The 23,607-nt window shown below is 34.8% G+C and carries 25 protein-coding genes; 17 read left to right on the top strand and 8 right to left on the bottom strand.

Annotated elements, in window-relative coordinates; all coding sequences use genetic code 11:
• Positions 1-74: 74 nt before the first annotated feature.
• From E7Z77_RS05520 to E7Z77_RS05510, 3 genes are all read left to right on the top strand, one after another.
• Positions 75-1,169 (top strand): inositol-3-phosphate synthase, encoded by a 1,095-nt coding sequence (locus tag E7Z77_RS05520; protein WP_292751141.1) that lies wholly within the window; start codon positions 75-77, stop codon positions 1,167-1,169.
• A gap of 172 nt (positions 1,170-1,341) precedes the next feature.
• Complete coding sequence (gene oadA / locus E7Z77_RS05515; protein WP_292751138.1) at positions 1,342-3,054, top strand: sodium-extruding oxaloacetate decarboxylase subunit alpha; 1,713 nt, start codon at positions 1,342-1,344, stop codon at positions 3,052-3,054.
• 123 nt (positions 3,055-3,177) lie between these two features.
• Positions 3,178-4,179: an NADH-dependent flavin oxidoreductase gene (locus tag E7Z77_RS05510; protein ID WP_292751135.1), complete on the top strand. Its 1,002-nt coding sequence runs from the start codon at positions 3,178-3,180 to the stop codon at positions 4,177-4,179.
• A gap of 74 nt (positions 4,180-4,253) precedes the next feature.
• Here the strand turns inward: E7Z77_RS05510 and E7Z77_RS05505 are convergent, their stop codons facing one another.
• Positions 4,254-4,967, bottom strand: coding sequence for a DUF4012 domain-containing protein (locus E7Z77_RS05505; protein WP_292751132.1), 714 nt, complete (start codon positions 4,965-4,967; stop codon positions 4,254-4,256).
• 253 nt (positions 4,968-5,220) lie between these two features.
• Here E7Z77_RS05505 and E7Z77_RS05500 point away from each other — a divergent pair, with 253 nt between their 5' ends.
• Both E7Z77_RS05500 and E7Z77_RS05495 read left to right on the top strand, forming a co-directional pair.
• Entirely contained in the window at positions 5,221-6,156 is a 936-nt protein-coding gene (locus tag E7Z77_RS05500) for a M48 family metalloprotease (RefSeq protein ID WP_292751129.1), read from the top strand.
• Between the two features lie 421 nt (positions 6,157-6,577).
• A complete protein-coding gene (locus tag E7Z77_RS05495) occupies positions 6,578-7,189 on the top strand; it encodes a vWA domain-containing protein (RefSeq protein ID WP_292751126.1) in 612 nt (203 codons plus the stop codon).
• On the opposite strand, the gene queC is transcribed toward E7Z77_RS05495, so the two are convergent.
• Together queC and larC are read right to left on the bottom strand one after the other, a co-directional pair.
• A complete protein-coding gene (gene queC, locus E7Z77_RS05490; protein WP_292751123.1) occupies positions 7,186-7,863 on the bottom strand; it encodes a 7-cyano-7-deazaguanine synthase QueC in 678 nt (225 codons plus the stop codon). The two genes, E7Z77_RS05495 and queC, sit on opposite strands and share 4 nt — an antisense overlap.
• Complete coding sequence (larC, locus tag E7Z77_RS05485) at positions 7,860-9,029, bottom strand: nickel pincer cofactor biosynthesis protein LarC (protein ID WP_292751120.1); 1,170 nt, start codon at positions 9,027-9,029, stop codon at positions 7,860-7,862. Before larC ends, queC begins: the two co-directional genes overlap by 4 nt.
• A 65-nt stretch (positions 9,030-9,094) precedes the next feature.
• Between larC and E7Z77_RS05480 the strand changes: the two genes are divergently transcribed.
• From E7Z77_RS05480 to E7Z77_RS05470, 3 genes are all read left to right on the top strand, one after another.
• A complete protein-coding gene (locus E7Z77_RS05480) occupies positions 9,095-10,171 on the top strand; it encodes a phosphatidylglycerophosphatase A (protein WP_292751117.1) in 1,077 nt (358 codons plus the stop codon).
• 2 nt (positions 10,172-10,173) lie between these two features.
• A complete protein-coding gene (gene cobS, locus E7Z77_RS05475; RefSeq protein WP_292751114.1) occupies positions 10,174-10,956 on the top strand; it encodes an adenosylcobinamide-GDP ribazoletransferase in 783 nt (260 codons plus the stop codon).
• Positions 10,957-11,199: 243 nt separating this feature from the next.
• On the top strand, positions 11,200-11,739 hold the full coding sequence (locus tag E7Z77_RS05470; RefSeq protein ID WP_292751111.1) for a tRNA (cytidine(56)-2'-O)-methyltransferase: 540 nt from the start codon (positions 11,200-11,202) through the stop codon (positions 11,737-11,739).
• Here E7Z77_RS05470 and E7Z77_RS05465 read toward each other — a convergent pair.
• Positions 11,736-12,830, bottom strand: a complete 1,095-nt coding sequence (locus tag E7Z77_RS05465; RefSeq protein WP_292751108.1) for a DUF763 domain-containing protein — start codon at positions 12,828-12,830, stop codon at positions 11,736-11,738. The two genes, E7Z77_RS05470 and E7Z77_RS05465, sit on opposite strands and share 4 nt — an antisense overlap.
• A gap of 155 nt (positions 12,831-12,985) precedes the next feature.
• Here E7Z77_RS05465 and E7Z77_RS05460 point away from each other — a divergent pair, with 155 nt between their 5' ends.
• On the top strand, positions 12,986-13,720 hold the full coding sequence (locus tag E7Z77_RS05460; RefSeq protein ID WP_292751105.1) for a peptidylprolyl isomerase: 735 nt from the start codon (positions 12,986-12,988) through the stop codon (positions 13,718-13,720).
• A gap of 9 nt (positions 13,721-13,729) precedes the next feature.
• Here the strand turns inward: E7Z77_RS05460 and E7Z77_RS05455 are convergent, their stop codons facing one another.
• On the bottom strand, positions 13,730-14,221 hold the full coding sequence (locus E7Z77_RS05455; RefSeq protein WP_292751102.1) for a fumarate hydratase C-terminal domain-containing protein: 492 nt from the start codon (positions 14,219-14,221) through the stop codon (positions 13,730-13,732).
• Between the two features lie 137 nt (positions 14,222-14,358).
• On the opposite strand from E7Z77_RS05455, the gene E7Z77_RS05450 reads away from it, so the two are divergent.
• The 6 genes from E7Z77_RS05450 to E7Z77_RS05425 are packed head-to-tail and all read left to right on the top strand — an operon-like array spanning position 14,359 to position 18,966.
• Positions 14,359-14,625, top strand: coding sequence for a ferredoxin family protein (locus tag E7Z77_RS05450; protein ID WP_292751099.1), 267 nt, complete (start codon positions 14,359-14,361; stop codon positions 14,623-14,625).
• Positions 14,626-14,635: 10 nt separating this feature from the next.
• On the top strand, positions 14,636-15,754 hold the full coding sequence (locus tag E7Z77_RS05445) for a 2-oxoacid:acceptor oxidoreductase subunit alpha (RefSeq protein WP_292751096.1): 1,119 nt from the start codon (positions 14,636-14,638) through the stop codon (positions 15,752-15,754).
• A gap of 1 nt (position 15,755) precedes the next feature.
• Entirely contained in the window at positions 15,756-16,619 is an 864-nt protein-coding gene (locus tag E7Z77_RS05440) for a 2-oxoacid:ferredoxin oxidoreductase subunit beta (RefSeq protein WP_292751092.1), read from the top strand.
• Positions 16,620-16,628: 9 nt separating this feature from the next.
• Complete coding sequence (locus E7Z77_RS05435) at positions 16,629-17,177, top strand: 2-oxoacid:ferredoxin oxidoreductase subunit gamma (protein ID WP_292751089.1); 549 nt, start codon at positions 16,629-16,631, stop codon at positions 17,175-17,177.
• An 8-nt stretch (positions 17,178-17,185) separates the two neighbouring features.
• Positions 17,186-18,304, top strand: a complete 1,119-nt coding sequence (gene sucC / locus E7Z77_RS05430) for an ADP-forming succinate--CoA ligase subunit beta (RefSeq protein WP_292751086.1) — start codon at positions 17,186-17,188, stop codon at positions 18,302-18,304.
• Positions 18,304-18,966, top strand: coding sequence for a flavodoxin family protein (locus E7Z77_RS05425; protein ID WP_292751084.1), 663 nt, complete (start codon positions 18,304-18,306; stop codon positions 18,964-18,966). Before sucC ends, E7Z77_RS05425 begins: the two co-directional genes overlap by 1 nt.
• On the opposite strand, the gene twy1 is transcribed toward E7Z77_RS05425, so the two are convergent.
• Positions 18,941-19,858: a 4-demethylwyosine synthase TYW1 gene (gene twy1 / locus E7Z77_RS05420; protein ID WP_292751081.1), complete on the bottom strand. Its 918-nt coding sequence runs from the start codon at positions 19,856-19,858 to the stop codon at positions 18,941-18,943. The two genes, E7Z77_RS05425 and twy1, sit on opposite strands and share 26 nt — an antisense overlap.
• 138 nt (positions 19,859-19,996) lie before the next feature.
• On the opposite strand from twy1, the gene tpiA reads away from it, so the two are divergent.
• Entirely contained in the window at positions 19,997-20,665 is a 669-nt protein-coding gene (gene tpiA / locus E7Z77_RS05415) for a triose-phosphate isomerase (RefSeq protein WP_292751078.1), read from the top strand.
• Positions 20,666-20,692: 27 nt separating this feature from the next.
• Entirely contained in the window at positions 20,693-21,907 is a 1,215-nt protein-coding gene (locus E7Z77_RS05410; RefSeq protein WP_292751075.1) for a phosphoglycerate kinase, read from the top strand.
• Between the two features lie 33 nt (positions 21,908-21,940).
• Here E7Z77_RS05410 and thiE read toward each other — a convergent pair whose 3' ends face one another.
• Positions 21,941-22,561, bottom strand: coding sequence for a thiamine phosphate synthase (gene thiE, locus E7Z77_RS05405; RefSeq protein ID WP_292751072.1), 621 nt, complete (start codon positions 22,559-22,561; stop codon positions 21,941-21,943).
• The gene (thiM, locus tag E7Z77_RS05400; RefSeq protein ID WP_292751070.1) at positions 22,558-23,421 is read right to left on the bottom strand and encodes a hydroxyethylthiazole kinase; all 864 of its coding nucleotides are present in this window, start codon (positions 23,419-23,421) and stop codon (positions 22,558-22,560) included. The genes thiE and thiM overlap by 4 nt, the downstream gene beginning before the upstream one ends.
• Between the last annotated feature and the right edge of the window lie 186 nt (positions 23,422-23,607).

The raw sequence follows: 23,607 nt of genomic DNA, 5'->3' as shown, positions 1-23,607 counted from the left end.
GTATATTAAGTAACATATATATTAGTATTTTATTTTATTGTAAAATAATATTTATTAATTAAGCAGGTGTTATCGTGGATAAAATTAAGATAGCTATTGTTGGAATTGGGAACTGTGCTAGTTCTCTTATTCAAGGAATTCATTATTATGATGGTAAAAATCCAGAAGATGCAATTGGACTCATGCACTGGGACATTGGAGGTTACAAACCTAGTGATTTAGAAGTTGTTGCAGCTTTTGATGTTGATGCAAGGAAAGTGGGAAAGACTATTGATGAAGCAATTTTTGCTAAGCCAAACTGCACAACTGTCTTTCAAAAAGATATTCCTAAATATGAAGCTAAAGTAAGTATGGGCCATGTTTTGGATGGCGTTGCTGAACATATGGCTAATTATGATGATGAATATACTTTTGTTGTAAGTGATGAAGATCCTGTTGATGTGGTTGAAGTTTTAAAAGAAAGTGGTGCTGAAATCTTAGTCAATTACTTGCCTGTAGGTTCAGAAGAGGCTGCAAGATTTTATGCTCAATGTGCTCTTGATGCAGGTGTTGCATATGTAAATTGTATGCCGGTATTCATCGTCAGTGATGATGAATGGGATGCTAAATTCAGAGAAAAAGGAATACCTATTGTTGGTGATGACATCAAAGCTCAAATAGGTGCAACTATTACCCATAGGACATTAGCTAGTTTATTCATGGATAGGGGTGTAAAATTAGATAAGACTTATCAAATTAACACCGGCGGTAACACTGACTTTTTAAACATGCTTAATCGTGAAAGATTAGACTCTAAAAAAGAATCTAAAACCGAAGCAGTACAATCTGTTTTAAAAGAAAGGATGGATGATAGAGATATTCACATAGGACCTAGTGATTATGTCCCTTGGCAAAATGATAATAAATTATGTTTCCTCAGGATGGAAGGCCGTACCTTTGGTGATGTTCCAATGAACATTGAACTCAGGTTGAGTGTTGAAGATTCTCCAAACTCTGCAGGATGCGTAATTGATGCTGTAAGATGTTGTAAACTTGGTTTAGAAAGAGGCATCGGTGGACAATTGACTTCCATTTCCTCATATACTATGAAACATCCTCCAATTCAATTTGATGATGATGTGGCATATGAGAATGTCAATAAATTCATTTCTGGAGAATTAGAAAGATAATTCTTCAATTTTAATTTTTTCTTTTTTTTCTTAGCTTTTTTTTTTTATTTGTTTTTTCCTGAAAATTATATTCATTTTGTTATTTGGTATAATTTATATAATACAAAAAACATATATTATAGTTGGATATTTTATGATTATTTATAAAAGAATTTGAAAGAGGTGTAAATTAATGGCAAAAGTAAGAATCACAGAAACAGCACTTCGGGATGCTCACCAATCATTACTCGCAACTAGGATGAGGACAAGGGACATGATTCCTATTGCGGAAGAAATGGATAAAGTTGGTTATTTTTCAGTTGAAGCTTGGGGAGGAGCTACTTTTGACACATGTATCAGATACTTAAATGAAGATCCATGGGAAAGATTAAGACAATTAAAATCTGAATTTAATAAAACTCCCATACAAATGCTTTTAAGGGGACAGAACTTAGTTGGTTATAAACATTATCCTGATGATGTTGTGACAAAATTTGTAGAGAAATCCTATGAAAACGGTGTAGATATCTTTAGAGTTTTTGATGCTTTAAACGATATTAGGAATATGGAAAAGGCTATTAAAGTAGCTAAAGAGCAAGGGGCTCATGTTCAAGGAACTATAAGTTATACTATAAGTCCGGTTCATACTTTAGAAGATTTCGTCGATTTAGCGAAAAATCTTGAAGCACTTGATTGTGATTCTGTAGCAATTAAGGACATGGCTGGTTTAATTACTCCTAAAGCAGCTTATGATTTAGTTTTAGCATTAAAAGAAGAAACTGACTTGCTTGTAGATTTACACTGTCATTGTACTAGTGGTATGACTCCTATCAGCTATTATGCTGCATGTCAAGCGGGTGTAGATATTTTGGATACTGCAATTTCACCTCTCGCATGGGGAACAAGTCAACCACCAACTGAAAGTATGGTTGCAGGTTTACAAGGCACAGAATTTGACACAGGCCTTGATTTAAAAGTATTAACAAATATTAAAAAATACTTTGATGATATTAAAGAAAAATATTTAGGTATTCTTGATCCTATTTCTACAAGTATTGACGCTGATGTATTATTATACCAAATTCCGGGTGGAATGCTTTCAAATCTTATTTCACAACTTAAAGAGCAAAATGCACTAGACAGATATAATGATGTATTGGAAGAAATGCCTCGTGTTAGAAAAGATATGGGATACCCACCTCTTGTAACTCCAACAAGCCAAATTGTTGGAATTCAATCCGTAATGAATGTTTTAGGTGGCGAAAGATACAAAACCGTATCTAATGAGGTTAAAGAATACATGAAAGGAATGTATGGTAAACCGCCAGCACCAGTAGATGAAAAAATTTCCAAAAGAATCATTGGTGATGAAGAGGTTATTACCTGCAGACCAGCAGATTTATTGGAACCTGAATTTGACAAATTCAAATCTGAAGGTATGGAAAAAGGATTTGTTAAATCTGATGAAGATGCATTAACTTATGCTTTATATCCTCCAATCGCTCCAAAATTCCTTAAAGGAGAGGCTGAAGAAGAAGAACTCAAACCGCCTCATGCATTCACTGATGATGAAGCAATTGGAATTCCAACACAGTATAATGTTGAAGTCGATGGAGACATGTATGAAGTTAAAATCATGCCTACAGGATTCATGGAAATTGAAGAAGGGGATAAAGGAAACTTCAAACCTGTTGAAGGTGGAGTGACTTCATCCATGCAAGGTATGGTAATCAAACTCAACGTTAATGTTGGAGATAAAGTTACTGCAGGATCCACAATATGTGTCATTGAAGCTATGAAGATGGAAAATGATATTCAGTCCGAGGTGGACGGTGTTGTAAAAGAAATCTTCGTAGAACCTGGTGATGCGGTCAGTGCAGGCGATACTTTAATGGTAATCAAATAGATTACCTTTTTTATCTTTTTTTTAATTAAATATTATCTAACATAAAAATTATTTTTTAATTTGTTTTTTCCTTAAATTTATTAATTTGTTTAATTAATATCATTATAAGAGATGTGTGATATTATGAAGGATATTTTTGATGAATGTCAGTTTGGTAATCTGAAATTAAACAGTAGAATTGTTAGGACCGGTACTTGGGAAACCGAAACAGAAGATGGAGGATTTTTAAGTCCGGCAATTTATGATAGGTATGAAGACATTTCAAGTAGTGGAACTGGTTTAATTGTTTCAGAAATCTTTGCACTTGACCATAAGGATAGATTTTTCCCATATTCTGCAAATTTAAACTATAGGGGATTTATTAAGGATTATCAGATGATTACTGACATTGCTCACAAATATGATGTTCCTATTTTAGGGCAATTGGCATTTTTTTACTATGATGACGGTGAAAACCAAAAGGTTGAAGCCAATGACATTTCACAGGAAGGGATAAGAAAATTGCAGGCAGAAGTTATAATGGCTGCCAAAAAATTCTCATTTGCAGGCTTTGACGGTATTCAAATTAATATGGGTAATAATTTTTATCTTGCAAGATTCATGAATCCATATTTTAATCAAAGGGATGATAAATATGGTGGAAATACAGAAAACCGTGTAAGAATTTCATCAGAAATAATTAAGGTTATTAAAAAGACTATGGATATGCATGTAAGCTGCAGAATCAATCCTTGGGATGTCAGAAAAGGGGGAATAACAGCTGATGAGAGTATAGCTATTGCTAAGGAACTTGAAAAAGCAGGTGCCGATAGCCTCCAGCTAACCGCCCGTACAATTTCACAGATTTATGACAAAGGAGTAAAACATCCATTCTTAGTTTATGTTGATGATTTGATTGATGCAGTTGACATTCCTGTTGTTTTGGGCGGGTCTTTACGTGAAATGGATAAAATTAATGATGTGTTAAATAATTCAAACGTTGAATTCATTTCAATGTCAAAACCATTTGTTGCTCAAGCAGACTTTTTAGCAGATTGGAAAGCAAACGGAGAAGGTACTGCTATTTGTCAAAGCTGTAATAACTGTTATTCTAAAAAGACAAGTACTTGTTTCAAATATCCTTAAACAATATTAAACAGCCATTATACTTGTTTAATTAAATAAAAAAAGTTCTTTAAAGAATATGATTCTTTAAAGATTTAAATGTTTTCTATACCTTTAGTGGCGAGTAATTTTGTAAATGATCCAGTTGGTTGCATTACGATATTTCCGTTAGAGTATTCTTGTAATGCAGCATTTACTAAAGTACTTTTCTTAACTGGGTCTTTAGTTGCATTTGCAAGTGCTTTAGCAAGCACCATAACTGCATCTGCCCTGGACATATTTCCTTGAACATGTTCGTTACCAGGGTAACCGTTATATGCATCGTTTTCACGGATAATATCAGTTGCACTAAGGTTTGTTACTTCACCATCAACTTTAAGTGGTCTGATGGAATCAATAATATGGTCTACACCTTCATCATAAACAACAACTACTGCATCAGCATGCATGCCTGTATTTAGTTCTACAATTTCTTTAGCATTTTGCATACCTACATCCAAACCATCCCAAAGACAATCGTGCATCATCATGTTACCGCCTAGGCCTCCGGGCGCAGCCTTTGAAGGATGTGACATTCCACCTGGATAAATAGGAGTATACTTCATTAAGGTTCCATTTTCTAAATGAATCATGAAAGCCATGTCAACTCCCCCATTGGACTGCTCATATTTATCCGAAGCTAATACTAATATATCCTTATCTTCTTGTGTTAAATCAGGACCGCTGAATAGCGTTCCTAATATGAAAGCCACTAATCCAAAAATAATGACAATAAGAATAGCTATAATTAGTTTTTTTGATCTTTTCATTTTTAATTCCACACCCAAATTTAAAAATTATATTTAAATGATTTATTTAAATAATGTTTTTAAACAGATATATTTTGAACTGTTATGATTTAATATTTATAATTTAAATTATATATATCTTTAAGATTTTAGTCATTGTGATATATAATTCAGGTGTGTATCATTCACTTTTTATAGTGACTTTTCATTATTCATAATTTAAAAGTATTATTGAACATAATTTAAATATGTTGTTTTTAATATACTATTAATTATGGCAAAGAATGATAGGAGTGGTGTTAACCCATTCACAGGTAAAAAGCATTTTGACATTGTTGATGATGACAAGTTTTTGCAGCAATCTTATGCTGAATATTATAATGTGATTAGGCAATCACAACTTATAGATGATACTCCTCAGGGTCAGGTAGTTAGAAATGTTGCAGTCAATCTGATTAATGCAGTTCAGGGGTATCTGGCCAAGATTGGCAGGCTAGATTATGTTGAGGATTATTATGATTGGGATTTTCATTTAGTTGCAAGTAATACTGTCAATGCTTTTTGCATGCCTGGTGGTAAAATTGTAATGTTTTCAGGCATTCTTTCCGTTGCAAATACTGAAGAAAAAGTCGCCTTTATTTTAGGTCATGAAATGGCTCACGCTCTTTTGGATCATTCAAGAACAAGAGCTAGTGCTCAAAATGCTCAGAGTGCAATAACCTCTGCCGCATGGGTGGGCAGTATTGCAATGGATCTTTTCGGTTTAGGAGCACTTGGTAACTTAACAAGGGCTGCTACAAATGTTGCCAGCATGGGATCCCAATATTTGTTGTTGAATCCGTGGGGCAGGGACCAGGAACTTGAAGCGGATAGATTAGGAATGATGATTATATATTGGGCAGGTTATGACATTTCGCATATTCCTGAATTTTGGCAGTCAATGTCAGCTCAAAATTCTAATGAACATGATTTCTTTTCAACACATCCTTCCGATTCAAAAAGGATAGCTAATATGAATGATTTGATTGTTGAAATACAAAATCAAAAGGATTTTTATTCAGCACCGGTCATTAATGGAAAATCAAAACCAAATGAAGAAGTTAAAGAAGCTCCTTTAAAGGATGATAATGTGATATATTGTCAAAATTGTGGAAATGCCTGTGAAAGTGATTCTAAATTCTGCACTAATTGCGGAGCTAAACTTGTTTGATTCGATATAATCGGGATGTTGCTGTTGTGATGGTTTAAATAGTCCTGGTGATGTTTCCATGGAAAATGATGATTTAGAATTTGTTAATAATTTTTCTTATAGGATAAAAGTTATCAAGACTTTTGGTAAGATGTAAAGATGCCAATTGAATAGCTTATGATGGTGGAATATCACAGAATCAAACTTCTAATGTTTTAAGGCAATTAAACCAAAAGGAAATTATCGAATGCATTAATCCGGAAGTCAGAAAAGGGCGTCTTTATAGATTATCTGGCGCTGGTTTAAATATTATAATAATCTTTTTTCTTTTTTCATTTCATCGAAATGTTTATATACTATGTAATGTTAATATATTGTGTGTAAGTTATTAACAACTTATTACCAAAACTTTTTTAGCACAAAATTTGCAGGATGTGAGAACATGAATGAGTTAGTTCAAGACAAGAGCCTTGATCTGGTTTTTTTAATCGATAGGAGCGGGTCCATGTATGGTTCCGAAGAGGATACCATTGGTGGTTTCAATTCTTTCATTGAAAAGGAAAGGAAAAATGAGTTAAAAACAAATGTGACTACTATTCTCTTTGATGACAAATATGAGGTTTTATATAAAAGAAAATCCATCATGGATGTTAAAAAATTAACAAAAGAAGAATACTTTGTTAGAGGAACAACTGCCCTTTTGGATGCAATAGGAAAAACAATAACAACCCTCGATAAGGAGGTTGATAATAATGTCTTATTTGTCATAATGACAGATGGATTGGAGAATGCTTCTGTTGAATTTTCCAAATCCCAAATCAAAAACATGATTGATAATCATAATTGGGAGTTCATATTCCTTGGCGCAGATATTGATTCATATGCCGAAGCGGGAAGTATTGGAATTGCAAGATCCCGTGTAGCTAATTATGAAAAATCTTCACAGGGTGTTGACAGATTATATTCCTCCATTTCTCGTGCAAGCATGCGCGTAAGGGAAAATATGAGTTTGGACGATGAAAATTGGAAAGAAGACTTAAATGAATATGATTAATTTTCATATTCGCTTTTATCCGCTATTCCTAAGTTTTTGAAAGCTCTTTTTCGTCTCATGCAGCTTTCACAGACTCCGCATTGTTTGTCTCCCCCTTTATAGCAGGAGTAACTCAATTCCATTGGAGCACCAAACCTAAGTCCCATTTCAACTATTTCCTCTTTATTCAAATTAATGGCTGGTGCTTCAATTTTAATATTATCAGGCGAACCAACGCCAATTAATTCATTAAATTTTTCTAAATATTCCTTTGAATTGTCTGGAAAGGTCATGCCTTCTTCACAATTCCATCCAACAATGATTATTTCCGCACCAATGCTTTCTGCATAGGATAATGCAATCGATGTAAAAACAGTATTTCTGGCAGGAACCCAAACGCTTTTTGCGCTTTCTTCACTTTTTTCCATATTGTCCAGATCTTTCTCTGTTAGTTCAGGTATTTCTTCAGATGTTGTTAGGCTGGAATTGCTGATTTGTGATAACCAGGGAAGTTCAATGACTTCATGAGTCCAATTCATCTTATTGCAAATTTCTTTTGAAGCCCGTAATTCCCTTTCAAAACTTTTCTGACCATAATTAAAGGTTATTGCATAAATTTCGTATTCATTATCATAAACGCTAGTTGCAACGGTACAATCAAGACCTCCGGACAGTAAAGAAATGGCCTTTTTCATTTAATCATCTCTTTTATTTTTCTCAATGGCAATTCTGTTTCACTTGCTATTCTTTTCAAATCTTCATATTCCGGCCTGTTTGAGATTATTTCACCGTTGACATATCCAATTTTAAATGTCACTTCGTAGTTTTTACCATTTATTTCGTAGGTTTTTTTCTCAAATTCTCTTTTGGCTATTCCTCTATGCATATTTGTTGCAATGCGAATTCCCAGACTCCCGGTTTCTTTGAAGATGATTTCAATTAATTTTTCCCTATTCTTTTCTCTTGTTATCACTTTTAAAAGGCTTCCTTGCCGGTTTTTCTTCATTATGATTGGTGTAATCGAAACATCGCTTGCACCATTGTCAAGGAGCTTGTCAAACAGATAGCCTATCTCTTCACCGGTCAGGTGATCGATATTTGTTTCGATAACATCGATATTGTCACTTTCAGCCATATCGGAGCTTTCAATAATCCTTAAAACATTTGGATGTTCGAAATCTTTTTTTCCAGCTCCATAACCTACTTTCTTAGCTTTTATCAATGGGATAAATTCTTTTATTTCATCACACAATTCCATATAAATTGCGGCCCCCGTAGGTGTTGCAAGTTCGCTGTCAACTGGCCCTCCAACCATGTTTGCATCTTTTAGAATTTCAACAACCGCCGGTGCCGGGACGGGAAGAACTCCATGAGCAGTTTTGATATTTCCCCCTCCGACAGCTATTGGAAGACCTATTATTTTTTGATTATCCAATCCAAGACTATAATATGCAGAAATTGAACCTATCACATCAGCAACTGCATCACTGGCTCCAACTTCGTGAAAATGAATTGTATCTAATGTTTTTCCATGAACTTTGCTTTCTGCTTTTGCAATTCTTTCAAAAACTTTAATGGAAGTCTTTTTAACATTATCATTCAAATCAAGACTTTTGATTTTTTCAATAAACTTAGGATAATTAATTGAATGATTATTCTCAAGCATTTCAACATGGCAGAATGTAGAATCGATGCCATGTTTGCATATCTTTTCAAATGTCACTTCCACTTTTCCAAATTCGATAGCTGATTTTTCCATAATCTCTTTCAGTTCATCTGCATCGGCTCCCAAATCAACAAATGCACCTATTAACATATTTCCAGCTATTCCACTTCCTTGTGGGTCAATAATAATTGTCATAATGATAAGTCCTTTTATCTTAATTATTATAAAATTTAAATTAAATAATTAATATATATTATCACATGGACTTGAATATCATCAAAAAGGATTATGGGATATGTATCAATAATCCAAATCATTTTTTGGCATTTAGTGATTTTACGGTAAGTGACGGGATTGATATTGTAGAAAACGTCAATATAGTTAAAGCCAAAAATGAATTTCGCCCTACCGCAAAGAAAGCCGAAATATTCAATCGGTCTCAGGGTTCTTATATTGCACAGGCCAGTGAATCTCTGGATTATTTTGAAAATTCTTATGGTGATTTAACAATTTTCACATTCATGACTAATGATGTTGTAATAGAAGATTTTACACAGCATCTGAAGGTGGCAAATTCACCTAAGGGATTTGGAGATGCCCGAATAAACCTGAGTCATGTTATTCATATTGACAGGGTCTTATCCCCAAAGGATTTGCTTAAAGTTTTTAAGATTGTTACAAACATCAAGGCCAAAACCCTTGCTAAATGGGCTTTGCCTTTGCATATCCAAAATATTTTAAATACTGATGATTTTTTAGCAGTATTGGCCAATATTTCCGAATCCATTGATGATAATTTGGACATCAATAATGCAGAATATGATGATATTGATTTCGATGAGTTTAAAACACATCTGGAGGAAGCTATTGAGATTAGCCTGGAGGATGCATTCAAGAAATTAAAATTGACCTTTGGAATTTTGGATTATTTTGTGTCTGAAGGCATTCTGATAGGGGATTTGGTGGATGCCGGATTGGAGCTTGTCAGTGATGTGGAGATTACCCAAGAACTTAAAGATAAAATGAAAGCCCAGATTCTTAAATCATTAACTGACATTAATGTTGTCACATTATTGGTTGCCGCAATGAGAACTGAACAGGACTTAACGGGTAGTAGGATCCGGGAAGTTGACATGGGCGATGATTCAGTTCATTTTTACACGGATGAGGTGTTGGGCTTGGCCATTGCTAATTATATTGCCGGGACAAAAGCAGCATTTAATTTTAAAAGGTATGCTGAAGCAGAGCCTGGAATTATATATGGATTGCCGCCAATGCTTGATGATATATTTGCAGGTTTGATTGCAGGTTGCGTTTCAAAAATATTAGAGGAATAATTATGGAAGATGACAGTTACTTTGAAGATGAAGAATTTTCACCAATCAGGTCAATTTTAGGCCTTTTGACTTTTTCAACAATTTTGCCAATCAATATTTTCACATCAATTGAATACATGACTAAACTGACATGGTTTTGGCCTTTCTTACACTTGTTTGTAGGTATTCTGGCAGCTATTTGCGGATATGTCTCTTTAGAATTCCTGCATTTAAATTCATTTTTTACAGCGGCTATCGTATATGCATTTTTAATGCTCATCACCGGTTATAATCATTTGGATGGCGTAATGGATATGGCTGATGGAGTTATGGTTCACGGAACTCCTGAGCGCAAAATCAAAGTCATGAAAGATCCTTCTGTTGGTGCGGGAGGTGTTGCAACATTATTTTTGGTTTCAAGTTTGACTATTGCCGGAATATATAATATTTTGGATTATAATTTTGTTGTCGGGATTATAATCTGTGAAATGGCAGCTAAAACTTCTCTGTTGACTACAGCATTATTATCAGAACCATTGGTCCCGGGAATCGGAAGTTATTTTATAAAAGAGACTAATGCTCTTAATTATTTCGCATCAACCGTAATTGTCGCATGCATCGCATGGTTAATAGGTGGTTTGGTAGGCATCGTTGGCGTTTTGGGTGCCATGGTTTCAGGATTTATGATAGCCATTATTGCAAGAAGAAATTTTGTTTTGGCAAATGGTGATGTTTTGGGAATGAGTAATGAGGTAGGTCGTTTATTTTCATTGTTATTTATGGCGGTTGCTTTATACTTTATTTAAATAATTTTTATAAGTTAAAATCAATATTATCCTTCTAAAAAGCATTAGTTTATATGAAAGTGTTTTCAAAAGTAGTCATGGTGAGATTTACCACATATTTCGAATATTCCTTTGGAAGTTAGTTATCACTCATAGTCTTTTGAATTGCTTTGTTTTTTTGTTAATGATGGTTAATGTGGTTTTTCTCATCTATTTTTTTGAGAAATTATTTATATTTTGTAGTTTAATTTAATAACTGATAATATGAATGTTAATGTTTTAAGGTTAGACCACAGGCTCAAAAGAGATACCCGTATCACAACTCATGTATGTTTGACTGCACGAGCATTTGGAGCAAGTAAAATTTATCTCGCAGGTGAAAGGGACAATAGGTTAATGGATAATGTAAGGGATACCGCTTCAAGATTCGGAGGCAGTTTTGAAATAGAGTACACTGAAAGTTACATGGGTGTTATAAACAAATGGAAAGCTGATGGTGGAAAAGTAGTGCATTTAACAATGTATGGTTCACAAGCTCATGAAATCGCTCCTGAAGTTCGTGAAGATGGTTCTGACATTTTAATTGTTGTAGGAGGATCTAAAGTTCCCGGAAAAGTTTATAAGGCTGCTGATTGGAACGTGTCAGTCACAACCCAACCTCATTCTGAAGTATCTTCACTTGCAGTATTTCAACATTTATTAATGGATGGCAAAGAATTCGAATTGGAATTCGAAAATCCGGTTCTTGAGGTCATACCTACAGCTCATGGAAAAAATGTAAATATTCATAATGAGAATCGTTAGGATATGAAGTCATCCAATCTTTTGATGGCTTTTAATTTTTCATCTTTTTTTATTCTCGCTTGGTCGAGCGCATCCCTTATTGTTTGAATTGAATTATCGTAAACTTCCCTATCGACGGGATATGGAAAACCGTCCTTTCCTCCATGTGTGAAACTATATTTTACGGGGTCCTTCCAACTTGCAGGCTCACCATAAACCAAATCAGAAATCAATGCAAGCGCTCTTATTTTTTTAGGTCCAATTCCCTGAAGCAGAATCAATTCTTCATAGTTTTCGGGTTGTATTTCATAAGCTTTTGTTAAAACTTCAAATTCCTTATCGGATATGTCCATGTCTAAGACGGGATGATGTTCAGGCATTGTGAAATCTTCCAAAAGCATTTGATTATCTTTTCGTTTAAAGTATTGTCTTAGATGATTTGGATTATCATTGATTAAATCGACACTTATTTTTTGAGCTTCTTCACTGTCTTTTGAAGACATATTTAGCGTGTTTGGTGTTTTTTTATCACAGGATATTCCGCTGTGGGGGTCATTTAATAGTTTTTCGACTTCTGATCCCAGCCAATGGTAACGTCTTGCATATTTGTTTTCCGTATTCAATCCTTGTTGGACAACTGCCCAATCACCCTTTTCTGTAACAAAAAAGTTGTGTTGGTATAATGTGTATCCATCCTGGATGCAGGAGTTGTCTATTTTAGCGGATAATTTGCTTGTCTCCACTAGCTCTTCGATTGTTTTTGTTTTCAGGTTGAATACCTCTCCGGCATGTTTTATTCCATCAGGGGTTTTCCTTGATTTTGCCCCTTTTCCTCCAGTCAGATAAACTCCATGCTCTTCGGGGCTAAGAGATGCTTTCAGCGCCCCAAGTGTTGTTGTAGTTGTTCCGGATGAATGCCAATCAAAACCCAAAACACATGAAAAAGCTTGAAACCAGTAGGGATTGGATATTCTGTTTAAAAACTCAGATAAGCTGTATTCTTCAATGATAACTGAAGCTAAGGCGCCAGATAAATCAACCATTCTTGTAAATAGCCATCTTGGCGGATGCCCTCCATGCAGGGGCAAGTTAACTGCACCTCTCCTTTGCATGATTTATAATATATTTTTAATTTATATTAGTTTTTTACAAAGAGCATTTGAAAAGTATTTTGAACAAAACTTTAATAAGTAATGGTTACTAAAATTATTAATGTTATATTTATTAACAAATTATTTAATCAAAATTATTAAGGAGCGTAATTTTTATGGCTATAGATAACGGAGATTTTGTAAGAGTAAATTTTACTGGTAAAATAAAAGAAACTGATGAAGTATTCGATACTACTTATGATGAAATCGCACAAGAAGCTGGAATTTTTGATGAAAACAAAACTTACAAACCAATTCCTATTGTTGTAGGTGGAAATCACTTATTACCTGCTATTGAAGAAGCAATCACTGGATTAGAAGAAGGAGAAACCAAACATGTTGAAGTTGATTCCGATGATGCATTCGGTCCTAGAGACCCTAAAATGATTCAGTTAGTGCCAATGAAAGAATTCAAAAGACAAGGCATGACTCCTGTTCCAGGTATGAAAATCCAATCTGAAGGTGCAACAGGTAAAATCTTAACCGTAAACGGTGGAAGAGTAAAAGTTGACTTCAACCATGAATTAGCAGGAAAAGACTTAATTTATGATGTTGAAGTAACTGAAATCATTGATGATGAATCAGAAAAAATCAAAAGTATGATTGAGTTACATTACTCAAATCCTAATGTCGACATTGACAAAACTGAAATTAACATAGAAGATGGTGTCGCAAACATTAAATTAGATGAAATGTCCAAATTCGACCAACAATCCTACATGGACATCACCTTTGCAAGATTCAGAATAGCTAAAGACATCTGGGATAATATTGAAGATATCAAAAAAGTTAATTTCGTAGACGAATTCGAAAAAAGAGAAGAGTCTGACGATGAAGAAGAAGACGAATAAGTCTTTTTCTTAAATACTTTTTCCATCCTGGATTGCTACAATTCCAGGAATTTTTTCTACTTTTAATTCAAACATGGCTTCCATGCCCTCATTTTCAAATAAAACACACTTTTTTTGAGAGACTTTGCTTGTAAGTAATGCCGCAACAGGTGGTGTTATTACAAAAATAGAGTTGTTTTCTTTCAGTGATTGGATTGTTTCATCGCCCAGCATTCCTTTACCTATATGGATTTTAACACCATTTTCACTTAAAATAGGGATTGTTGATTCGATTTCTTCTTTATTGCTTGTTGTTGGTGCAATTCCGGCTTCACTAAATGCAGTATGCATAATAACCGCTCCATTCAAATCAAAAGGGACGGCATCCTTTTTAATCAGGTCAACGAGTTGGGGCAGTGCGGCATCACGTCCGGTGTATATGGTTCCGGAAATGCTGATTTGATCACCCACTTCAAGAGAAGCCAAATCATCATCTGAAATTGGTGTAGTTATTTCTTTCATATTCTAATATTTATTTTTTCAATAATTTTAAAATTTTTGAATTATTCACGATTTTTAATAAGATATTTAAATGCTTATTAACATATATATAATACATTCTAGATTTATTTATCATAGAATTATTAGGAGATTAAAAATTGATTATTATTGATGAAAATTTGTGTAAAGGATGTCATCTCTGTTTATTTATGTGTTATAAAAATGTATATGCAATATCTCCTGAAATTAACAAAAAAGGAGTGCAATTACCATTCACCAAGTTTGAAGAACGTTGTACTAAGTGTGGTACTTGCGAGATTGCATGTCCTGACCAAGCAATTACAGTAGATTTGCCTGAAAACTGGTGGATGAAAGAGGGCAATGATGTTAACTTCAATCCTAATTTCACAAAGGGGAAAAAGTAGGTGTTAGAAAATGGCTGAAGAATTTTTTATTCAAGGAAATGAAGCATGTGCTAAAGGAGCGATAGCTGCAGGATGCAGATTTTTTGCAGGTTATCCAATTACTCCTTCCACAGAAGTTGCAGAAACTTTAGCTCGTGAATTACCAAAAGTTGGAGGCTCTTTTGTTCAAATGGAAGATGAAATCGCTTCTGCAGGAGCTATTATTGGTGCTTCATGGGGTGGAGCTAAAGCAATGACCGCAACATCCGGACCGGGTATATCATTGATGCAGGAAAATATAGGATATGCCTTCATGAGTGAAACTCCAATTGTAATAGTGGATGTTCAAAGAGGTTCCCCTTCAACTGCTCAGCCGACCATGGCTGCACAAGGAGACATGATGCAAGCTCGTTGGGGTTCACATGGAGATTATGAACCAATAGCATTATCCCCATCTAGCGTTCAGGAATTTTTTGATTTTACAATAAAAGCGTTCAATTTGGCTGAACAATACAGAGTGCCTGTTTTTGTAATGGCTGACGAAGTAATTGGACATATGAGGGAAAAAATTGTTGTAGATGATGACATTGAAATTGTCGCAAGGAAAAGACCTGAAAAAACTGACGATTATTTGCCATTTGAAAATATTGAAAATGGAACCACTCCAATGCCGGCATTTGGTGATGGATTTAACATACATGTAACCGGTTTAACTCACGATGAAAGAGGATATCCGGATACAAACACTCCTGAAACCCATGATAAGCTTATCCAAAGAATTTGTGATAAAGTTTTAAATAATAGGGATAAAATTTGCTCAGTAAGAAGTGAAAACTGTGAAGATGCAGATATTGTCCTTGTTTCTTATGGAGGGCCTGTAAGATCTGTCGTTGAAGCGGTAAATAAAACTGATAAGAAAGTGGGTTACATTAAAATTGATACTCCATGGCCGTTCCCAGAAGAACAAATTAAGGAATTGACAGCAAACGCTAAAGATGTTATTGTTGTAGAGATGAATTTAGGTCAAATGTATTATGAAGTTGACCGTGTTGTTAAAGATAAAAACGTTCATCTGTTGGGTGTTATTGGAGGATTATTACCAACTCCTGATGAAATATTAGAGAAAATTGATGAAATAGGAGGAAACTAAGATGTCTGAAGGAAAACAAAATAGATTTCTCTCTTATTTAAGAGAAGATAGATTGCCTCACATTTTCTGCCCAGGTTGTGGAAATGGAGCTATTATCAACGCATTTTTAGCTGCAATGGAAAAAGCGGAAATGGATTTTGACAATATTGCAATGGTTTCCGGAATAGGATGCTCTTCAAGAATTCCAGGATATTTGAATTGTGATTCTTTACACACTACTCACGGAAGAGCATTAAGCTTTGCAACCGGTTTAAAAACAGCTAATAAAGATTTGGATGTTGTTGTATTTACCGGTGACGGTGATGCCGCTTCCATTGGTGGTAATCATTTGATTCACGCTGCTAGAAGAAACATTAATTTAACTGTTATTTGTATCAATAATAATATTTATGGAATGACTGGTGGTCAAATTAGTCCTACATCTCCTAAGGGAAGTTTCGGAACTACCGCTCCTTACGGTAATCAGGATGCTCCATTTAAATTAGCAGAACTTGTTGCGGCTGCTGGTGCAACCTATTCTGCAAGATGGACAACAGTTCAAATTGAAAATTTAGTTCTTTCCATTAAAGCAGGACTACAGAACCCAGGATTTTCATTTATTGAAGTTGCAACCCAATGCCCAACCTATTTCGGTCGTAAGAATAAACTTAAAACTCCTACTGCAATGGCTGCTGTCATGAAAGCAAATACTGTATTCAAATCAGCTGCAGATAGGATGAGACCAAAAGAATTGGAAGGTAAAATCGTTGTGGGTGAATTTGCAAATACTCAAAGAGATGAATTCACAGAAAATATTGATAAGATTAGTGTGGAGAAATATGGTAAGAAAACTCTTATCAATTCCGCATATGAAACAGAGTTATAGGTGGATAATATGAGAACTGAAATCAGAATTTGTGGATTTGGAGGTCAAGGAATTATTCTTGCAGGTATTATCTTAGGTAAATCTGCAAGCCTTTTTGACGGTAAAGAAGCTGTTCAAACTCAATCTTATGGTCCTGAAGCTCGTGGTGGAGCTTCCAAATGTGAAGTTGTTATCAGTGATAGTAAAGTTGATTATCCTAAAGTTCAAAGTCCAGATATTTTAGTTGCAATGTCTAACGAAGCTCTAATCAAATACATTGTGGATTTAAAAGATAATGGAACTTTAATTGTTGATCCTGGAACAACAGATGTTGAAGACGTTAAGGATTATATTGAAGAACATAATATTAAGGTTTATGAGGCTCCTGCTACCAAAACAGCTACAGATGAAATTGGTCTTAAAATTGTAGCCAATATTGTTATGGTGGGAGCAATTACAAAAATTACTGGAGTCATATCCAAAGAAGCCGCTATCAAAGCTATTGAAGCAAGTGTTCCTAAGGGAACTGAAGAGAAAAATATCAGTGCTTTTGAAGCAGGATATGCTCTAGCGGAATAGGTGTTAAAATGAGATTTTTTGAAAGTGTAGCAAAACAAATTTTTGAAATGGAGGGCATTCCACTTTTAGAAGGGCATGTTGCAAATTATCCTGAAGAGGCTATGGCTATATCTTCAGAGATGAATGTCCCTGTTGCTGTCAAAGCCCAAGTTTTAACTGGGGGCAGAGGTAAAGCTGGAGGTATTAAATTTGCAAATAACCCTGGTGAAGCTTTAAAAGTGGCTGATGAAATTTTAGGAATGGAAATTAAAGGTGAAAAAGTAAACCATTTATTGATTGAAGAAAAAGCTGAAATTTTAAATGAGTTCTTTGTAACAGTTTCAGTTGATAGGGGTGCTAGAAGACCTGTAATTTTAGCAAGTAAAGAAGGTGGGGTTGAAATTGAAAACTTGGCTAAAACCAACCCTGAAAAAATTATCAGATACTATCCAAATCCTTTACTTGAATTTTTACCATACGAAGCGCGTGAGGTTGCTCGTAAAATGGGAGTCTCATCTGACTTGATTTCTCCTATGGGACAGATAATTTGGAAATTGTATAATGTATTTACCAAATATGATGCTGATACTGCTGAAATTAACCCGTTAGTTTTAACACCGGATGGTCTAATCGCTGCTGATGCTAAATTAGTTGTTGAAAACGATTCATTATACAGGCATGAAGATTTGGTTCAAAGAATGCATTATAAGAAAAAAGCAGTTGATTTCGTTCAATTAGATGGTGATATTGCCGTTATAGGTAACGGTGCAGGCTTAACCTTAACTGCTATGGACATGATCAAGCTTAATGGCGGTGAACCTGCAACATTCTTGGATATCGGTGGTGGAGCTTCAGAACAAATCATCAATCAGGCTTTAAACATTGTATTGAACTATGATCCTGTTAAAGTTGTATTTTTAAATGTTTTGGGCGGAATCACTAAAGCTGATGATGTTGCTCGTGGAGTTATCAAAGCTTTGGAAAATGTTAAACGTGATGTTCCTATTGTTATCAGATTAACCGGTACTAATGAAAAAGAAGGACAAAGAATTCTGGAGGAAGCTGGAATTCCTTACGAAACTTCAATGGAAAAAGCAGCTAAAAAGGCTGTTGACCTCTGTAATCAGATAAAACAAGGGGAAGCATAATGAAATTTTTTGCCATCAATGGTTCTCCAAGACCAAAATGTAATACTGCACAGTTGTTGGATAAAGCTTTGGAAGGTGCTAAATCAGTTTTCCCTGATGCGGAAACAGAAAGGGTAAACTTATATGATTTCCCGTTCCATGGTTGTAAGAGCTGTTTTGCATGTAAGATAAAAAATGGGAAGCATTATGGCAGATGTGTTCAAAATGATGATTTAAAACCTATTCTAGAAGAAATTGTGCAAGCTGATGGTATTATATTGGGTTCTCCAATTTACCTTAGTGATGTTACTGGGAATATGAGATGCTTTTTAGAGCGATTCATATTTCCGTTTGTTTCTTATAGCAAAACTGAAGTTGTAGAACATAAGAAAATGCCGATAGCTTATATTTATACTATGAATGCGTCTGAAGAAATTTCACATCAAATAGGTTATCATGACATTCATGACCACTTTGAAATGGGTTTGGCAAGGATGTTTGGTGATCTTGAGCATCTTTATGTTTATGAAACTTATCAGTTTAAAAACTATTCAAAATATGTTGCAGATGCTTTTGATGAAAAAGAGAGAAGACATATTCGTAAAACACGGTTTCCAAAAGATTTAGAGAATGCATTTGAAATGGGCAAGAAAATTGCTATTCGAGCAGAACAACTCGACTAATTTCAGATTCATTAACTAATTCTTTACCGCATTCATCACCAATTTTTTTTGCAAATTCCTTAACCTCATCAAATGTAGGCATATTGTCCAGTGTTAGGCGTTCACGTGAAGAACCGACACACATATATGCTTTCACTTCTACAAAATTAGGGTCTGCTTTTTTTATCAGTTCAGCATATTTTTTAGGCTGTTCCATGTTTCTGCCCCTAACGCAGGTGTTTCTTATGCATGTGCGTGAGTTAAAACTGGCTAATGTTTCAAGTGATTCATTTAAATTGTTCCAAGCATCACTTATTCTTGGTCGGCATACCTCTTTGAATATTTTCTCGTTAGGAGCATCCAAGGAAAGATATAGTTGGTAAGGATCATTTTCAAGATTTCTTAATCTATCCACACACTGCCCATTGCTTACTACAAATGTTGTAAAATCTCTGCGATTGAATTCTCCAATTAATTCATCAATTTTAGGATAAAGAGTAGGTTCTCCTGCAAGAGAAATCGCGGCATTGTTCGGATTTTTAATTTCTTCCAGTTTTTTCTTATTTGCTTTTTTATTTCCATAAAAGCCACATAATAAATTATTTTGTGCTTTGATAGCTTCATCTACAATGGTTTTAGGGTCATCATAGTCCTCATCTTCCCATTCTGTCTGAGTATATGTTAAATCCCTCCAACAGAATTCACATTCCTGCTGGCAATTTGGAACTGCCGGAGACATCTGAAGGCATCTGTGGGATTGGATTCCATAAAATTTTTCTTTATAACAAACGCCCTTGTCTGCAATGCTTTGACGGGTCCAATGGCAGGTTTTTACAGCCGCATGGCCATGTGTGCCGACAAACCTATATCCACTTTTTTCCAGTTTTTCAATTTGGCTTTTATTAAATGACATAAAATCATTTAAAGTTTTGATTTTGGTTATATATACATATTTTTATAAAAAAAGTTCCCTGCTTAAGAGATTTAATCAAAAATTTATTTAATAATGTCATTCAAATAATATAATATTAAGAGTTATTGTGGGATTATTATGGACACACCAATTGTAATATTAAATTATAAAACTTATTTGGAATCAAGTGGTTTAAACGCTTTAAACCTTGCACATGACTTAGAAAGCGCTGCGAATGAGTCTGGAATAAAAATGGTTGCAGCCCCTCAGGCAGCAGATATTTACAGAATAAGTGAAGAGACATCACTTCCTATTTTTGCTCAACACATCGATCCAATTTCTCCAGGAGGACATACTGGGTCAAATTTAATTAATACCTTAGTTGAAGCCGGAATAAGCGGTTCATTAATTAATCATTCAGAAAACAGGATGAAATTGGCGGATATTGATGAGGTAATTAAATTATGTAAACAATATGAAATTGAATCATGCGTTTGTACTAATAATATAGAAACTTCAAAAGCGGTTGCAGCCATCGGCCCTGTCGCTGTTGCTGTTGAACCTCCTGAACTCATTGGTACCGGTATTCCTGTATCTCAAGCACAACCAGAAGTTGTTGAAGATACTGTAAAAGAAGTTAAAGCTATTAATAAGGATATTAAAGTTTTATGTGGTGCTGGAATTACAACTGGTGATGATATGAAAGCTGCTATGGATTTAGGTGCAGATGGAGTATTGCTTGCATCCGGAATCATTAAGGCAGAAAGTCCAAAAGACGCATTACTTGATTTGGTAAGTAAATTATAATGATTAAATAAAAATTGAGTGAGATAAATGGCAGATTTTAACACAATTGATGATTTTGATATTGAAGATAAAACCGTACTTGTTAGAATTGATATTAACGCTCCAGTTGATCCAAGTTCTGGAATGATATTGGATGATACAAGATTAAAATTACATGCTAAAACTGTTAAGGAGCTATCAAATAAAGGTGCTAAAGTTGTACTTCTTGCACATCAAAGCAGGCCTGGTAAAAAAGACTTCACAACCTTATCCCAGCATGCTGAAGCCTTATCTGATATTTTAAACTTAAGGGTAAAATACATCGATTCATTATTTTCCAGTGCTGTAAAAGATGCAATCAAATCTTTAAAGCCTCATGAAATATTGCTTTTAGAAAATGTGCGTTTTTTCTCTGAAGAAACTCTTTCCAGAACTCCGGAGGAACAGTCAAAAACCATACTTGTCAGACATTTATCTCCATTAATTGATTATTTTGTTAATGATGCATTTGCTGCAGCTCACAGGTCTCAAGCATCTCTTGTAGGCTTTACAGTGAATACTCCTTCCGCTGCAGGTCGTGTAATGGAAGAGGAATTGACTGTTATTCAAAATGCATTGGATAATGTCGAACATCCTTGCGTATTCTTGCTTGGAGGTATGAAACCGGAAGACTCAATTGAGGTTATGGAAAATGTATTGAGTAACGGTACTGCCGATTCAATTTTAACAACAGGCATTGTCGGAAATATTGTTTTATGGGCTGCAGGTGTTGATATTGGTCAGGTAAATAAGGATTTCATAGCAGGCAGAGGATATAAGGACATGGTTGAAAAATCCAAAGAGTTAATTGAAAGATTTGGAGACAAAGTCAAATATCCTATTGACGTGGCTTGTGAAATCGAAGGAAACCGTGTCGACATAGATATAGGCGAAATTCCAAACGAAGCTATTTTTGATATTGGTGTTAAGACTATTGCGATGTATGCAAATGAAATTAGGGATGCTAAATATATATTCGCTAATGGTCCTGCAGGAGTATTTGAAGACCCTAAATTTGCAATGGGAACCGAAGACTTAATTAATGCGATGGCAAACTCAAACGGTTTCTCATTGATTGGTGGAGGACATATTGCCGCAGCTACTGCAGGTCTTGGTTTGGAAGATCAAATGAGCCACTTGAGCAGTGGTGGTGGAGCTTGCATTAGTATGCTTGCCGGCAAAAAATTGGCCGCTGTTGAAGCTTTAAAAAACAGTAAAGAATAAGTTTTAACTTTAAAATAAATAAAAAAAGAAGAATCATTGATTAAAAATTTTTAATAATTCTTCTGAAGATTTTTTAGGGTTATCAGAACTCATAATTGCACTTACGACAGATATACCTGCAATATCAGTGTCTTTTAATTCATTGACATTGTTTAAGTTGATTCCGCCAATGGCAACAACAGGAATGTCTATTGAGTTTGCAATTTCCTTCAAATCTTTTTTTGTTATTTTTGGCGCATCATCTTTTGTTGCAGTTGGAAATACTGCGCCTGTTCCGATATAGTCTGCCCCATCTTCTTGAGCTTTTTTGGCTTCAGGTATTGTGGCAGCTGAAACGCCCAAGATCTTATCGTTTCCTATTAGTTTTCTTGTAACGTCACAGGGCATGTCTGATTGTCCAACATGAACTCCATCAGCATCTATGGCCAGTGCAACATCAACTCTGTCGTTGATAATTAATGGGACATTATATTTTGTTGTAATTTCTTTAACTTTAAGTGCTAAATTATAAAAGTCCAGAGTTTCTGCGGTTTTTTCTCTAATTTGAACTACAGTGACTCCGCCTTTTATTGCTTCTTCAATTGTTTTTAGGAATTTTTCCACATCATCACTTTTATCGGTGACAAGGTAGAGGGATAAGTCTATATTTTTCATAATATCTTGATGTTTGATTCATTTACTAAAGTTTCACTATCGGTTTTATAGAGATAATCAATTAGATATGCTCTAAATGACCCGGTTCCTTCATCTTTTTCATCTACTTTTGCTCTTGCTTTTTCGCCTGCAATGTTCATTGCCAAGATTGCAACAAGACTTCCTTCTAATGGCGCGGAACCTCCAATGCAGCTTCCGACTATTGAAGATAGCATGCATCCGCTGCCTGTAATGAGTGGCATCATATCATCTCCATTGTCAATGGCAATTGTGGTTTCGCCGTCACTTAAAATGTCAATAGGTCCGCTTGCAAGGATAGTGGTATCTAATTTCTTTGCAAGCTCCTTGATAAGTTCGCCATTTGCATTTAAATTTTCTTCGGTAATGATATCATCAATATTGACATCAACACCTTTTGCAGTATTGTTTTCATCAATGACTCCAACTAATTTCGCAATTGCTTTTATTTCACTGATATTGCCACGAATCGCTGTAATTTTATAGTTTTCAATTAAATTTAATGTTGTTTTATTCCTGAGGTCTGTAACTCCAACTCCTACTGGATCAAGCACTATTGGAGTGTTTGTTTTGTTGGCAACTTCAGCACTAACATTCATTGATTTAATTTGTTCCTTGCTCAATTTTCCAATGTTGATTACAAGAACATCTGCTATTGTCACTACTTCTTCTAGCTCTTCAGCATCTTCTGCCATGAACGGTGAGCCTCCAATTGCAAGAACTGCATTGGCACAATCGTTTATGGTAACTGAATTGGTTATGCAGTGGGTTAATGCATTTTTTTTCTTAATATTCTTTAGAGTCTCATCAATATTGTCCAACAATTCTTTTTCATTTATCATGATTATTAATTATAATTTTTTATTATTTAAAATTTTTTAGTAAAGAACTGTTTTATAGTAAAGTATTTAAATGATTTTTTACATAATTTATATTGTTCTATAATATTACAATATTGCCTCGGTGGCTCAGTCTGGTAGAGCGCGAGACTTGTAATCTCGTGGTCGCGGGTTCAATTCCCGTCCGGG

Origin of the sequence: Methanobrevibacter sp. (assembly GCF_015062985.1) — an archaeon.
In the GTDB taxonomy this organism is placed as follows: Archaea; Methanobacteriota; Methanobacteria; order Methanobacteriales; family Methanobacteriaceae; genus Methanocatella.
This window is presented reverse-complemented; position numbering and strand designations above follow the sequence as displayed.